This window comes from Nocardioides eburneiflavus (genome assembly GCF_004785795.1).
In the GTDB taxonomy this organism is placed as follows: Bacteria; Actinomycetota; Actinomycetes; order Propionibacteriales; family Nocardioidaceae; genus Nocardioides; species Nocardioides eburneiflavus.
In genome coordinates this window covers 387,179-402,223 of sequence record NZ_SRRO01000001.1, presented here as the reverse complement: position 1 = coordinate 402,223, position 15,045 = coordinate 387,179, and the positions used below count along the sequence as shown (strand labels likewise).

Below are 15,045 nucleotides of genomic sequence, written 5' to 3'. Positions count from 1 at the left end.
CTGGACCTCGAGGACCGCCATGACCCTGCTCCACCGCCCGGCCGCCGCCCTCACCGCCGCCGTACTGCTCGTCGCCGGACTGGCCGCCACGACCGGCGCGACGCTCCCCGCGTCGGCCGCCGAGGGCGACGTGAGCTGGACCGACACCTTCGACGGATCGTCGCTCGACGGGCGGTGGAGCGTGGTGAACCCGGACCCCGCGCACCTGTCCGTCACGGGCGGCGCGCTGCGCATCGCCGGTCAGCCGGGCGACACCTGGCAGGGCAACAACACCGCGAAGAACGTCGTCGTCCTCGACGTCCCGGCCGGCGACTTCACCGCCACCGCGGAGGTGTCCGCCGCGGTCGCGAAGGTCTACCAGGGCGCCGGCCTCATCGCCTGGCAGGACATGGACAACTACCTCCGCTCCGGGCTCACCTTCGTCGGCAACCTCTCGCCGTCCGGCATCGCGGTCGAGACCGACCTCGAGACCGGGGCGGTCTTCAGCGCCGTCGCCTTCGCCGACCGCCCTGCCTCCAGCGCCGAGCGGCTGCGCCTCCAGCGCGTGGGCGACACCCTCACCTCGAGCTTCTGGGACGGGGCGGCGTGGGTCACCGCCGCCACCACCGACGTCTCCTTCGACACCACCCAGGTCGGCCTCTACGCGCTGGCCGCGCAGGACGGCACCGTCCTGCCGGCCGCCTTCGACTCCTTCACCATCGAGCACGGCGCCGGCGCCGACGTCACGCCGTCGGGCCCGTTCGTGCTGCAGGCCGACGGCGAGGAGCCGTACGTCGTCCTCGACGGCACCGCGCTGCGCCTGAGCGCCGAGCAGCCCACCGCCAGCCTGCGGATGCGGGCCGCCGATGCCGGGCTCACCACCGACGACGGTCCCGTCGTGCTGCGCGACGGAGCGTTGGAGGTCGGCGCCGTCGACGACGAGCCCACGCCGCTGCGCCTGACCGACGCGGGCGGAGGCAAGGTCGTGCTGCGCGACGCGGCCGACCCCGCGGCGTACGTCACCTCGAGCGACGACGGCGCGCTGGTCACCGGAGCGGAGGCGGACGCCGTGCGGTTCCTCCTGTCGGAGGTCGGCGAGGGCACCGCGACGCTCACCGTCGACGGCGACGGCACCGGCGCCGAGATCAACGACGACATGTTCGGCATCTTCTACGAGGACATCAACTACGCCGCCGACGGCGGGCTCTACGCCGAGCTGGTGCGCAACCGGTCCTTCGAGTTCAACTCCTCCGACAACGGCTCCTTCACCGGGATGACCGCCTGGCAGGTGCTCGACCGCAGCGGCTCCGGCACCACCGCCGCGGTGGTCGACGACGCCACCCGCCTCAACGCGATGAACCGCAACCACCTGCGGCTGACCGCCGCCGCGGCCGGCGACGGCATCCGCAACGTCGGGTACAACAACGGCTTCGCCGTCAAGGCGGGCGAGACGTACGAGGGCTACGTCTGGGCGCGCAGCACGACCGCCCAGCAGCTGACCGTGCGCCTGGAGAACGCCGCCGGCGACGCCACCATCGCCTCCGCGGTGATCGCGCTCGACGGGTCGGGCACGTGGAAGAAGCACCCCTTCACACTGACCGCCGCGACCACCACCGACGCGGGCCGGCTCGCCGTGCTCGCCGGCGCCCCGTCCGTCGTCGGGCTCGACATGGTCTCGCTGATGCCGACCGACCGCTGGGTCGGCCCGGTCAACGGCAGGAGCGTGCTCCGCAAGGACCTGATGGAGAAGGTCGCGGCGATGGAGCCCGGCTTCCTCCGCTTCCCCGGCGGCTGCGTCACCAACGTCGGCACCTTCCGCACCTACGAGGAGAGCGGCTTCACCGACCGCCGCCGCACCTACCAGTGGAAGGAGACCATCGGGCCGGTCGAGGAGCGACCCACCAACTGGAACTTCTGGGGCTACAACCAGTCCTACGGCATCGGCTACCTGGAGTACTTCCAGATGGCCGAGGACCTCGGTGCCGAGCCGCTGCCCGTCGTCTCGGTCGGCGCCAACGGCTGCGGCGGCGCCGGGATCCCGGAGATGAAGGACCCCGAGCTGATCGAGCGCTGGGTCGACGACACCGTGGACCTCATCGAGTTCGCCAACGGCGGCACCGACACCGAGTGGGGCGCCAGGCGCGCCGAGCTCGGCCACCCGGAGCCCTTCGGCCTCGACATGATCGGCCTCGGCAACGAGGAGAACACCACGACCTTCGAGGCCAACTTCCCGGCCTTCCGCGACGCCATCGAGGCGAGGTACCCCGACATCCAGATCATCTCCAACTCCGGCCCGGACTCCTCCGGCGCCCGCTTCGACACCCTGTGGGACTTCAACCGCGAGCAGGACGTCGACCTCGTCGACGAGCACTACTACCGCGACCCGCAGTGGTTCCTGGAGAACCACTTCCGCTACGACTCCTACGACCGCGAGGACCCGCTGGTGTTCCTCGGCGAGTACGCCTCGCGCGGCAACACGCTCTACAACGCGCTCGCCGAGGCGTCGTACATCACCGCGCTCCAGCGCAACGCCGACGTCGTGCGGCTCGCGTCGTACGCCCCGCTGCTCGCCAACGAGTCGCACGTGCAGTGGAACCCCGACGCCATCTGGTTCGACAACGACGAGTCGTGGGAGACGCCCAACTGGGAGGTGCAGAAGCTCTTCGGCACCAACGTCGGCGACGAGGTCGTGCCGAGCACGTACGACGGGCCGGCCGACGCCGTGCAGCCCATCACCGGTGGCGTCTTCCTCTCGACGTGGGCGACCGCCGCGGCGTACGACAACGTGACGGTCACCTCAAACGACACCGGTGAGACGCTCTTCTCCGACGAGTTCGCCGACGCCGGGCAGTGGTCGCCCCAGGCCGGCACGTGGGCGGTGGACGGCGACCGCTACGCGCAGACCAGCACCTCGGTCACCGACGCGCGGTCGATCCCGACCGGCGCCTACGACCAGGACTGGAGCAACTACACGCTCGAGCTCGACGCCACCAAGACCGCCGGCTCCGAGGGCTTTCTCGTCGGCTTCGGTGCCACCGGCACCAACGACTTCTACTGGTGGAACCTCGGCGGCTGGAACAACACCCGCTCGGTGCTCCAGCGCGCCACGGGTGGCGCGGCCGGCGAGGTCAAGGCGCTCGAGGGCCGCAGCGTCACCACCGGGCAGACCTACCGGGTCAAGGTCGTCGTCGACGGCACCCACGTCGAGCTCTGGCTCGACGGCGAGCTGCAGATGGAGTACGACCAGCCCGCGCCGCCGGCCGACGTGCACCAGGTCGTCACCCGCGACGTGAGGACCGGCGACCTCGTCGCCAAGGTGGTCAACACCTCGACCCGGCCCGCCCGCACCCGCATCGACATCGGCGACGCCGGCATCGAGGGCACCGCCACCGTCACCACGCTGAGCGGCGCACCCGGGGCCACCAACACCAAGGCGAACCCGAACGCGATCAAGCCGCGGGTGCGTGAGATCGAGGGGATCGGCGAGTCGTTCGACTACGAGTTCCCCGCCTCCTCGGTGACCTTCATCCGGATGCACACCGCCGACGCGGTCGCCCCCGTGGTCGACCGCCTTGAGGTGGCCGGCGAGGGCGTCAACGGTTGGCATGCCGAGCCCGCGACCGTGCTGGTCGGCGCCACCGACGACCGTCGCGTCGCGCGGCTCGAGGTCTCTGTCGACGACGGCCCCTGGACCACCGTCGAGGGCGCGAGCGGCGAGGTCACCGTGTCGGGCGACGGGCTGCACACGGTCGCCGTCCGCGCGGTCGACGCCGCCGGCAACGTCGGCGAGGTCCGCCCGCTCGCGGTGGGCATCGACGCCAGGGCCCCGGTCACCCGGGCCACCCTCGACGGCCGCGCCGTCACCCTCGCCGCGGCCGACGCCGGCTCCGGCGTGGACCGGGTCGACTACCGCCTCGGCGACGGCCCGTGGACGGCGTACGCCGCGCGCGTGCAGGTCGGTGGCTCCGCGACCGTGGTCGGCTTCCGGGCCGTCGACCGCCTCGGCAACGTCGAGCAGGCCGGTGAGCTGCGGGTCCCCGCGGCCGGCGCGCAGCTCGCCGCGACCGCCACCGCCGCCGTGACGGACGACGAGGGCGTACGGCTCGGCCGCACGGCGACCGTCGCCGTGACGGTCACCGCCGACGGCTCCACCCCGACCGGGGCGGTCACGATCGCCGACGGGTCGGGCGCGCTCGCCAGCCGCACCCTCGTCGACGGCCGCGCGACCCTTCGCGTCGACACCGCGGACCTCGGGGTCGGCAGCCACCCGCTGACCGTCCGCTACGCCGGCGACGCCACCCACGCGTCGTCGCAGGACACGGTGGCCCTCGAGGTCGCGAGGGCGAGGACGCGGACCGACGTCGTCGTCAAGCACCGCTCGCCGTCCGCCCGCAAGGCCGTCGTCGTGGCCAAGGTCCGTGCTGCCGTCGCCGCCCCCGGCAGGGTGCGGGTCACGGTCCGCAGCGCCGGGACGTCGCGGGCCAGGACCGTCGCGCTCCGCGAGGGGAAGGCTCGGCTCGTCCTGCGCGGCCTCGCCCCGGGCACCCACCGCATCACCGTCGCGTACGCCGGCTCGCCGGGCGTCGCACCCTCGCGGGCGAGCACCGTCCTGCGGGTCACCCGCCTCGAAGGGAAGAACTGACATGACGAGCACGTGGATCGCCGGGGCCCTCGCGCTGGCAGCGTCGACGGCCGGCCTGGTCGCCGGGACGGCCCCGGCGTCCAGCGCCGCGGCCGACCTGGAGACCGGCCTCGTCGGCTGGTGGAACCTCGACGAGACGTCCGGCACCGTCGCGGCCGACTCGTCGGGCAACGGCCGTGACGGCACCGTCACCGGCGCAGCCACGTGGAACGGCGGCGACGGCTTCGTCTTCAGCGGCGGGAGCAACAGCTCGGGCAACGCGATCACCCTGCCGAACAACCTGCTGTCCGGGCTCGAGGACGTCACCGTCGACTTCGACGTGTGGGTCGACCCGAGCCTGACCAGCGGCAACTGGTTCATGTACAACTTCGGCAACTCCGCGACCTTCCCCAACGGCACGGGGTACCTCTTCACCACCAACGACAGCTCCAACCGGCTGCGCTCGACGATCGCCGAGGGCGGCTTCGCCACCGAGCAGAGCGCGTCTCGGCCCGGGCGGGTCCCGACGGGGCAGTGGCGCCACATCACCTTCAGCATCGACGGCGGCACGCCGGGCGCACCGGGAGCTGCCCGGGTGTACGAGGACGGCGTCCTGGTCGCCTCGAACACGAACCTCACCACCAACCCCGGCCTGCTCGGGGAGCCCGACGGCACCACCACCCGCAACGTGCTGGGCCGCTCCGCCTACAGCGGCGACCTGTCCTTCAAGGGCCGGCTGCGCGACTTCCGCCTCTACTCCCGCGCCCTGACCGGCGAGGAGGCCTCGGCCAGCGCTGCCGACACCAACACCGCCGCGGCAGAGGCGGACGCCGCCGACCTCGACCTCGGCGACACCACCGCCGTCACGTCCGACCTCGTGCTCCCGACGACGGGCACCCGCGGCACCACGATCTCCTGGGCCACGAGCGACGCCTCCGTGGTGGAGGCGGACGGCACCGTGCACCGCCCGGCGTACGGCGCCCCTGACGGCGCGGCGACGCTGACCGCGACCGTCACCCGCGGCGACGTCTCCCGCGCCGCCGGACCCTTCGCGGTGACCGTGCTCGCCGAGGAGCAGGACGACGCCGGCAAGGCGCAGGCCGCGGTCGACGCCGTCGCGCTCGTCCACCCGGACGACGTGCGTGGCAACCTGACCCTGCCCGCCTCCGGCCTGCACGGCACGACGTTCACCTGGGCGAGCAGCGCCCCGGCGGTCGTCACCGCCACCGGCGAGGTCACCCGCCCCGCCCACGGCAGCGCCCCGGTCGACGTGGCCCTCACCGTCACCGGCACCCTCGGCGACGCCACCGCCACGCGCTCGATCACCGTGCGCGTACGCCCCCTGCCCGCGCCGGCGGACTACGAGGCGTACGCCTTCGCCTACTTCGCCGGTGAGAGCACCGACGACGGCGAGAAGATCTTCCTCGGCGCGAGCCGCGGCAACGACCCGCTCGACTACGACGTGCTCAACGACGGCAGGCCCGTGCTGGAGTCGCAGCTCGGCACGAAGGGCCTTCGCGACCCGTTCATCATCCGCTCCGCCGAGGGCGACCGGTTCTTCCTGCTGGCCACCGACCTCAAGGCCTACCCGGCCGTCGACTTCGGCGAGGCGCAGGAGACGGGCTCGAAGTACCTCGAGGTCTGGGAGTCCACCGACCTCGTGAACTGGTCCGACCAGCGCCACGTCAAGGTCTCCTCCGACCTCGCCGGCAACACCTGGGCACCGGAGGCGTTCTACGACGAGGAGGCGGGGGAGTACGTCGTCTACTGGGCGTCCGCGTTCTATCCCACCGCCGACACGACGAACCGCGACATCAACACGTCCTACCAGCGGATGGTCTATGCCACGACCCGCGACTTCGTGACCTTCAGCGAGCCGCGGCCGTGGATCGACGTCAAGCGCGGCACCGGCCGCGGCATGATCGACGCCACGATCGTCCAGGACGGTGACACCTTCCACCGCTTCGTCAAGGACGAGGCCGTGATGACGCCGCGCCAGGAGCGCTCGACCGACCTGCGCGCCACCGTCAGCGGCTCGCTCCCGACCACCACGTCGACGCCCGGCTGGCAGCTGGTGCGCGACCAGGTCGGCGTCGGCCAGCCCAACCCGTGGGGCGGCACCTACACCCAGGGTGAGGGCCCGACGGTCTTCGCCGACAACGAGGTCGCCGACCGGTGGTACATGTTCATCGACCAGCCGAGCTACCACGGCGGCCGCGGCTACCTCGCGTTCCGCACCGACGACATCGACAGCGGGAGCTGGCAGTCCGTGCCGACCGCCGACCTGCCGAGCAGCCCGCGCCACGGCACGGTGATCCCGGTGACGCAGGCCGAGCTCGACACGATGCGCGCGGCCTACCAGCCCGACCTGCTCGTCGAGTCGGTCGCCGACGCCGCGGTGACCACGCGTGAGGGCACCGCGCCCGCGCTGCCCGCCACGGTCTCGGCCGAGCTGGGCGACGGGTCGACCGAGCAGGTCGCGGTGCAGTGGGACGACGTCGACCCTGCGTCGTACGCCGCTCCCGGCACGTTCACCGTGACCGGCACCGTCGTGCGCGGGTCGGCCGACCGGCCGGTCGTGACGGTCACCGTCACCGACGCCGACGACCCCGTGGTCACGTTGTCCGCCGGCACGCCCGGCGGGACGGCCGGATGGTGGGTCACCGACCCGGTGCTCGCCACCGCCACCGCCACCGACGCCTCCGGGGTGGAGAGCGTGTCGACGTCGGTCGACGGCTCCCCGTGGGCGACCACCGCCGGCGCATCCGCGTCCGCCGAGGTCGCCGGCGACGGCACCCACACGGTCCGGGCCCGTGCGGTCGACACCACCGGCAACGAGTCGGCGACGACCTCGCTCGAGGTGCGCATCGACGCCACCGACCCGGTCAGCCGCGCGACCTACGACGCCGAGCGACGCGTGACCGTGCGCGCCGCCGACGCCACCTCCGGCCTGCTGCGGGTCGAGACCCGCGTCGGGTCGGGTGCCTGGACGACGTACGCCGGCCCGGTCGCGGCCGGTGCGGCCCGGGCGGTGGCCTACCGCGCCGTCGACCGCGCCGGCAACGTCGAGCCCGCCAACACCTTGTCGCTCCCGCCCGTGGGTGGCGAGCAGGTGGTGACCTCGGTCGCCGCCTCGGTGCGCAAGGTCGCGCGCTTCGGCTCAGAAGTGCCCGTGGTGGTGCGGGTCGCCGGCACGACCGGGGTGCCCGCGGGCGCCGTCCGGGTCGTCAGTGGCGACCGGCTCGTCGGCACCGGCGAGCTCGTGGACGGCCGCGTACGGCTGGTCCTCGACACCACCGCGATGGGCGTGGGCGGCCACGACCTCGAGGTGAGGTACGACGGCAGCGCGAGCCACGCCGCGTCGACGGCGACCGTGCCGCTGCGCGTGGTCCGGGCAGGGTCGAGCACCCGGGTCCGGGTGGAGCGCACGGCCGGCGGGACGCGGCTCGCGGCTCGCGTGCGGGTCGTCACCGACCCCGCCGGACAGGCGCCCGAGCGCGTGCGCGCCGTGCTGCTCCGCAACGGCCGCGTGCTGAAGGCCAGGTGGCTCGACCTCTCCGCCGCCGGGCGCGCCCGGTGGCGGGTCGCGCCGGAGCGGCCGGGCGCCTACGTGGTGCGCGTCGTGACGCGTCGCTCGGAGACGCTCTCCGGCTCGAAGGACTCGGCGCGGCTGAGGCTGCGCTGACCCAGGCTGGCCGGCCGGGGAGGGTGTGAGGATCAGCCCCGGCCGGCCGCTCCACCTGCCCGCCCGCCCGCCGCGATGCCCGAGGATGGTGCCGTGCCCCAGGACCAGACGTTCGGCCAGCTGCCCGACGGGCGCGACGTGCGCCTGCTGACGATCGGGGCCGAGCCCGGCCCCGTCGTCGAGGTGCTCACCCTCGGCGCGACGGTCCACCGGCTGGTGGTCGCGTGCGGCGACGGCGAGCGGCGCAACGTCGTGCTCGGCCACCCGGACGTCGCGGAGCGGCTGGCGAGCGGCGACTACGTCGGCGGCACCATCGGCCGCTACGCCAACCGCATCGCCGGCGGCCGCTTCAGCCTCGACGGCCGTGACGTCGAGGTGCGCACCCACGACCGGGGCAACAGCCTGCACGGCGGCCCGGACGGCTTCGACGTACGCCTCTGGGACGTCGTCGCCCACGACGCCGACGAGGTCGTGCTGTCGCTGGTCAGCCCGGACGGCGACCAGGGCTTCCCCGGCGAGGTGACCGCGACCGTCCGCTACGTCGTCGACGGCGAGGCGGTGCGCGTGACGATGGAGGCCACGACCGACGCGGCCACCGTGGTCAACCTGACCAACCACGCCTACCTCAACCTCGCCGGCGAGGGCTCCGGCACGGTCGACGGCCACGAGCTGCTCGTCGAGGCCGACGAGCTCACGCCGGTCGACGCGACCGGGATCCCGCTCGGCGGCCACGCCCCGGTCGCCGGCACGCCGTTCGACCTCCGGGTGCCGACGCTGATCGGGCCCGCGGTGCGCACAGAGCACCCGCAGGTCGCCGACGCCCGCGGCATCGACCACAACTACGTCGTGCGCGGCAGTGGGCTGCGCCGGGCCGCGGTGCTCACCTCGCCGGCCACCCGGACCAGCGCCGAGGTGTGGACCGACCAGCCGGGCCTGCAGGTCTACACCGGCAACTTCCTCGACGGCTCCCGCCGCGCCACCAGCGGCGGGCGCTACCGCCAGGGCGACGGCGTCGCGCTCGAGCCCCAGCTCTTCCCCGACTCGCCCAACCGCCCCGAGTGGCCCTCTGCGGTGCTGCGGCCCGGGGAGGCGTACGTCTCGCGGCTGGAGTGGCGCTTCGGCTCGACGAGCTGAGGCTCAGCGTCCGGTGTAGGACGAGGCGGTCTCGACCAGCACGTCGTGCAGCGCGAGCTCGGCCGCGCCGCGCACGCGTCCGGCCCGGTGGGCGACCAGCACGCGGCGCGACGGCGCGCTCGAGCCCAGCGAGATGACGCGGACGTCGGGGTGCTGGTTGACGGTCGCCGTACGCGGGGCGAGCGCGATGCCGAGGCCGACGCTGACCATCGCCTGGGCCTCCTGGTAGTCGTTGGCCTGGAAGGCGATCGTGGGGGAGAAGCCCGCGGCGACCGCACTCCGCTCGAGCACCTCGACGACGGGGTGGCCGCCGGCACGGATGATCCACGGCTCCGCGGCCAGGGACGCGAGATCGACCGTGCGGCGCCGGGCGAGACGGTGCGAGGCGCCGACGAGGAGCACGGTCGGGTCGGTGAAGAGCTCGGTCAGGACCAGCTCGTCGTCGTGGACGCGGTCCCACTCGTAGTCCCAGAGGAACGACATGGCGACCGCTCCCTCCTCGAGCATCCGCACCAGGTGGTCCTCACGCCCGCTGCTGATGGTGAGGGTGATGTTGGGGTAGAGCTCGCGGTAGCGGCGCACGGCCAGCGGCAGGAACGAGCTGCCCACGGTGGGGAAGGTGCCGAGCGTGACGCTGCCACGACGTACGCCGGCGATGTCCTGCAGGTCGGCCTCCGCCGCCGCCAGCTGGCGCACGACCTTGCGCGCGTGGGTGGCGAGCACGAGCCCGGCGTCGGTGGGCCGCATTCCGCGGGCGTGCCGGTCGAGGAGCGGCTGGCCCGCCTCGCGCTCGAGGCGCAGCAGCTGCTGGGACACGGCGGAGGGCGTGTAGCCCAGGGCCGCGGCGGCCCCGGTGACCGAGCCCTCCTCCACGATCGCGAGCAGCACCTGGAGGCGTTTGACGTCGAGCACGGGACCAGTCTGCCTGAAGCAGCGCTTCACGGCCATGAAGATCGCTCTCCCTGCGGTTGAAGGTCCCCGGGGGCCGCTCCAGGAGCGGGGCGTCGCACTAAGCATGTAGTGATGCTTCATCGAGATGTGCAGATTCGTGATTGTGCTACACCTCACTGGGGCGCAACCTGTGGTGGTCCGGACGGCCCGGACGCACACCCCGGGAGGCCAGATGCGCGAGATCGACGCGACGTGGATGCGAGGAGGCACCAGCAAGTGCTGGGTCTTCCGTCGCGACGACCTGACGATCCCCGACCTGTCGGTCGACGAGGTGCTGCTGCGTCTCTACGGGAGTCCCGACCACCGCCAGGTGGACGGCGTGGGCGGCGGCACCTCGACCACCAGCAAGGCGGTGATCCTGGCTCCGTCATCCGACCCCGACGTGGACGTCGAGTACACCTTCGCCCAGGTCGGGATCGAGGAGGCCAAGGTCGACTGGGGCAGCAACTGCGGCAACTGCTCGGCCGTGGTGGCGTCGTTCGCGATCCGGGAGGGCTGGGTCGCCACCGGTGCGGCCGAGACCTCGGTGCGGGTGCTCAACACCAACACGCGCCAGCTGATCGTGCAGCGGGTCCCCACCCCCGGCGGGCGCCTGGACGAGGCCGCGACCGAGCACATCCCCGGCGTCCCCTTCCCCGGCGCCCCGGTGCGGATGGGGTTCGTCGACCCGGCCGGGCGCAGCACCGGCCACCTGTTCCCGACCGGGCGCGAGCGCGACCGGCTCTCCGACGCGGTCGGCGGCGTGACGGTGACCCTGGTCGACGCGGGTGCCCCGGTCGTCGCGGTCCGCGCCGCCGAGGTCGGCGTGCGCGGTGACGAGGACATCGCCGCGCTCGACGCCGTCCCGGGCCTGCTGGCGCGGCTCGATGCCGTACGACGCGAGGCCGGCGTCCGCATGGGCCTCGCCGCGACCCCCGAGGCGGTCGCGCGGGCCGTGCCCAAGCTGGCGGTCGTCTCCGACGCCGCGCCGGACGACGGCCCGGACACCGACCTGACCGTACGGATGCTGTCGATGGGCCGCTTCCACCCCGCCGTCCCGGTCACCGGGTCGGTCGCCCTCACCCTCGCCGCCGGCGCCGCCGGCACGGTCGTGCACGACCTGGTCGCACCCGACGGCCTCGCCGAGGGCCCCGCCCGCGGGCTCCGGCTCGCCACCCCGGCGGGCTGCGTCAGCACGTTCGTCGAGGAGCACGACGGCGTCCCGGTCGTGGGCGTCGTCCGGACCTATCGCCGACTGGCCAGCGGCTCGGTGCTGCTGCCGGACCCGCCACTCCAGCCCTCGGCGTCCGCATGACCACCCCGCCGGCCCCATCAACCCCCCACCCCCTTGACACGACCTGCCCCGAAGGGGCTCGCTTCACCTGGAGGAACCGATGACCCAGCACGTCGACCTGGAGGACGTGACCGCCGAGACGGACGGGAGCGCCGTGCCCACGCAGGACCCGCAGGCCGCAGAGGACCGGGCCGCGCCGAACCCGCGGCTCGCGGCCGCCGTGGTAGCGGGTTTCGCCGCGCTTGCCGTGGGGGTCTCCGTCCTCGGCGGTGACCTGCTCAACCCCGCCGCCTCCACCACCGACGGCGACTACGCCGGCGAGACCGTGGAGCTGATGATCCCGCTCGCGGAGGGCGGTGGCACCGACACCTGGGCCCGGTTCGTCGCCACCGAGCTCACCCACGAGGTCCCCGGCTCGCCGGGCCTGGCGCCGGTGAACGACGACGGTGGCGAGGGCATCCTCGGCACCAACCACTTCATGAGCTCCGCGCGCACCGACGGCACCGAGGTGTTGGTGAGCACCGCGTCCACCGTGGTGCCCTACCTGCTCGACATGCCCGCGGTCCGCTACGACTTCGCCGAGCTCCGGCCGATCCTGGCCAACGGGACCGGCGCCGTCGTCTACGCCCGCTCGGCGGCCGGGGTCACGGGGGTCGAGGACCTCGTCGACCGCGACCGGCCGCTGGTCTTCGGCGGCATCGCCGCGACCAGCCTCGACCTGACCACGCTCCTCGCCTTCGACCTTCTGGGTGCCGACGTCGAGTCCACGTTCGGCTTCGAGGGTCGTGGCCCGGTCAACCTGGCCCTCCAGCGCGGCGAGGTCGACATCGACTACCAGACGACCTCGTCGTACGGACCCGCCGTCGAGCCGCTCGTGGAGGACGGCACCGCGGTGCCCCTCTTCTCCCTCGGCCAGGTCGACGAGTCGGGCGAGATCGTCCGCGACCCCAACTTCCCCGACCTCCCGACGGTGGTGGAGGTCTACGAGGAGCTCAACGGCGAGCAGCCCGACCCCGACGCACTCGCCACCTACCGCGCGATCCTCGCGCTGACGTACACGTACCAGAAGGCCCTGTGGGTCCCCGAGGACACTCCCGACGAGGCGCTCGAGCTGCTCCGCTCGACCGCTGAGGACATGGGGGCGGACCCGGAGTTCCAGGAGGCGGCCGCAGAGGTGCTCGGCGGCTACCCGCTCGACGCCTCGCCCGACCTCGCCGAGCGCATCGGGGACGCCTACCGCGTGGACGACTCCGTCCGCGAGGACGTCCTCGAGCTGCTCGAGACCGACCACGACATCACGATCGACTGAGGACGCCACCATGACAGACGCAGCCTTCTCGGCACTGGCCTCCCTGGCCGACCCCTCCCTCTTGCTCATGCTCGCCATCGGCGTCGTCGCCGGCCTGGTCATCGGACTGATCCCGGGCCTCGGCGGCACCGGCGCCGTGGCGATCCTCCTGCCCGTCACCTTCGGCATGGAGCCCGAAGCGGCCCTGGCCATGCTCATCGGCGCCCTGGCCGTCGTCCACACCTCCGACACCGTGGCAGCCGTCCTCCTGGGCGCGCCGGGCTCGGCGTCGGCGAGCGTCACGATGCTCGACGGCTACTCGATGGCGCGGCAGGGGCAGGCCAAGCGGGCCCTCTCGCTGGCCTTCCTCTCCTCCATGGCCGGCGGCCTGATCGGCGCGGTCGGCCTGACCCTGGCGATCCCGCTCGCACGACCCCTGGTGCTGTCGTTCGGCAGCCCCGAGCTCTTCATGCTCACCATCCTGGGCGTCTCCCTCGCGGCGGTCCTCTCCCGCGGCAACGTGGTCAAGGGCCTGATGGCCGGCTTCCTCGGCCTGCTGCTGGGCCTGGTCGGCACCTCGCCCACCACCGCCGAGGAGCGCTTCTCCTTCGGGTCTCTCTTCCTCAGCGACGGGGTCTCCCTCGTGGCCGTCGCGCTCGGCATCTTCGGCCTCGCCGAGATCGCCAGCCGGGTCGGGCAGCGCAAGGTCACCGAGACGCCGGTCGAGCTGACCGGCGGCTGGGGGGCCGGCATCCGCGAGTGGCTCACCCACTGGACCCAGGTCGTCCGCGGCTCGCTCATCGGCATCTGGGCCGGCGTCCTGCCCGGCGTCGGCGCGACCGCCGGCACCTGGCTGGCGTACGGGCAGGCCGTCGCGACCGCCAAGGACAAGCGCAAGTTCGGCAAGGGCGACCCGCGCGGCATCGTCGGCCCCGAGAGCGCCAACAACTCCGTGGAGGCCGGCGACCTCATCCCGACCTTCCTCTTCGGCATCCCCGGCGGCGTGCCGTCCGCGATGCTGCTCGGGATGCTCCTGACGTACGGCATCCAGCCTGGGCCCGCGATCGTGACTGAGCACCTCGACCTGATGTACCTCATCGTCTGGGCCTTCGCGATCGCGTCCGTGGCCGGCGCGTTCCTCTGCTTCCTCGCCACCGGCACGCTCGCCAAGCTCACCCGCGTCCCGTTCGCCGTGCTCGGCCCCGGCCTGCTGGTGATCATGCTGCTCGGCGCCTTCCAGGAGGGCGGCCAGGTCGGCGACCTGTGGGTGATGGTCCTGCTCGGTGTGGTCGGGTTCCTCCTCAAGGCGACGGGCACCCCGCGGGCACCGTTCCTCATCGGCTTCGTCCTCGCCATCCCGATGGAGCGCTACTACTACCTGACCGCCAACCTCTACGACGGCGCGTCGTGGATGCTGCGCCCCGGCGTCCTGGTCTTCGCGGCCGTCCTGGTCGTGCCGGTGCTGTGGTCGCTGCTCAAGAAGCTGCGCGGCACCTCCGGCCAGGCCGACGACGGCCACCGCGACGAGCACGACGGCCCTGAGGCCGACGTGGACGACCTCGAGGGCTCGATGGCCGGCACCGCCTGGTCCGCCGCGCTCGCCGTCGTCACGGTGCTGGTCTTCGCGGGCGCCCTGTGGGTCAGCGGCTCCTTCTCCGAGGAGGCGCGGTTGATGCCACGACTGGTCGCCACCTGCGGCCTGGTCGCCGCGCTCGTCCTCGTCTGGCAGGAGGCCCGGGTCCGCCGCTCGCGTCCGGACGGGGCGGCGGCGGAGGCTGCCGACGAGCCGCTCGGCGCCGGCGGGTCCACGCTGGTGGCCACGCGGGTCGAGCCGGTCGCCGACCAGCGCGCCCTGGCCCGCGCGCACGACCTCCGGATCGCTGCCCGCACGTTCGTCGCGATGGCGGTGTTCCTGGGGCTCGCCATGGTCGGCGGCTACCTCGCGGCGACGCTGGTCTTCACCCCGGCGTTCCTGCTGTACGCCGCCCGGGTGCGCCCGCGCACCGCGATCGTCTACACGCTGGTGCTGGGCGCGGTCCTGCTGACGCTGCCCTCGCTGCTGCCCGTCGACCTGCCGATGGGGCTGCTCCAGTGACCACCCGACCCGGCTCGAC

General features: G+C 73.4%; 7 protein-coding genes. 6 read left to right on the top strand and 1 reads right to left on the bottom strand.

The window, feature by feature from the left end; translation table 11 throughout:
* Window positions 1–19: 19 nt before the first annotated feature.
* The 3 genes from EXE59_RS01920 (at window position 20) to EXE59_RS01910 (ending at window position 9,419) form a co-directional block, all read left to right on the top strand.
* Window positions 20–4,621 carry an alpha-L-arabinofuranosidase C-terminal domain-containing protein gene (locus EXE59_RS01920; protein ID WP_135837385.1) on the top strand — a complete coding sequence of 1,534 codons (4,602 nt, stop codon included), beginning with the start codon at window positions 20–22 and terminating at the stop codon, window positions 4,619–4,621.
* A gap of 1 nt (window position 4,622) precedes the next feature.
* Window positions 4,623–8,285, top strand: a complete 3,663-nt coding sequence (locus EXE59_RS01915; RefSeq protein ID WP_135837384.1) for an immunoglobulin-like domain-containing protein — start codon at window positions 4,623–4,625, stop codon at window positions 8,283–8,285.
* Between the two features lie 93 nt (window positions 8,286–8,378).
* Entirely contained in the window at window positions 8,379–9,419 is a 1,041-nt protein-coding gene (locus EXE59_RS01910; RefSeq protein ID WP_210428852.1) for an aldose epimerase family protein, read from the top strand.
* A gap of 3 nt (window positions 9,420–9,422) precedes the next feature.
* Here the strand turns inward: EXE59_RS01910 and EXE59_RS01905 are convergent, their stop codons facing one another.
* Window positions 9,423–10,331, bottom strand: coding sequence for a LysR family transcriptional regulator (locus EXE59_RS01905; protein ID WP_135837382.1), 909 nt, complete (start codon window positions 10,329–10,331; stop codon window positions 9,423–9,425).
* 211 nt (window positions 10,332–10,542) lie between these two features.
* Between EXE59_RS01905 and EXE59_RS01900 the strand changes: the two genes are divergently transcribed.
* From EXE59_RS01900 to EXE59_RS01890, 3 genes are all read left to right on the top strand, one after another.
* Complete coding sequence (locus tag EXE59_RS01900) at window positions 10,543–11,664, top strand: PrpF domain-containing protein (RefSeq protein ID WP_135837381.1); 1,122 nt, start codon at window positions 10,543–10,545, stop codon at window positions 11,662–11,664.
* 79 nt (window positions 11,665–11,743) lie between these two features.
* Window positions 11,744–12,952, top strand: a complete 1,209-nt coding sequence (locus EXE59_RS01895) for a type 2 periplasmic-binding domain-containing protein (RefSeq protein ID WP_135837380.1) — start codon at window positions 11,744–11,746, stop codon at window positions 12,950–12,952.
* A 10-nt stretch (window positions 12,953–12,962) separates the two neighbouring features.
* Window positions 12,963–15,026, top strand: a complete 2,064-nt coding sequence (locus EXE59_RS01890; protein WP_135837379.1) for a tripartite tricarboxylate transporter permease — start codon at window positions 12,963–12,965, stop codon at window positions 15,024–15,026.
* The last annotated feature ends 19 nt before the right edge of the window (window positions 15,027–15,045 follow it).

Coding starts and splice junctions, on each gene's coding strand:
- EXE59_RS01890 (WP_135837379.1), top strand. CDS start 12,963: ATGACAGACGCAGCCTTCTCGGCACTGGCCTCCCTGGCCGACCCCTCC.
- EXE59_RS01915 (WP_135837384.1), top strand. CDS start 4,623: ATGACGAGCACGTGGATCGCCGGGGCCCTCGCGCTGGCAGCGTCGACG.
- EXE59_RS01920 (WP_135837385.1), top strand. CDS start 20: ATGACCCTGCTCCACCGCCCGGCCGCCGCCCTCACCGCCGCCGTACTG.
- EXE59_RS01895 (WP_135837380.1), top strand. CDS start 11,744: ATGACCCAGCACGTCGACCTGGAGGACGTGACCGCCGAGACGGACGGG.
- EXE59_RS01900 (WP_135837381.1), top strand. CDS start 10,543: ATGCGCGAGATCGACGCGACGTGGATGCGAGGAGGCACCAGCAAGTGC.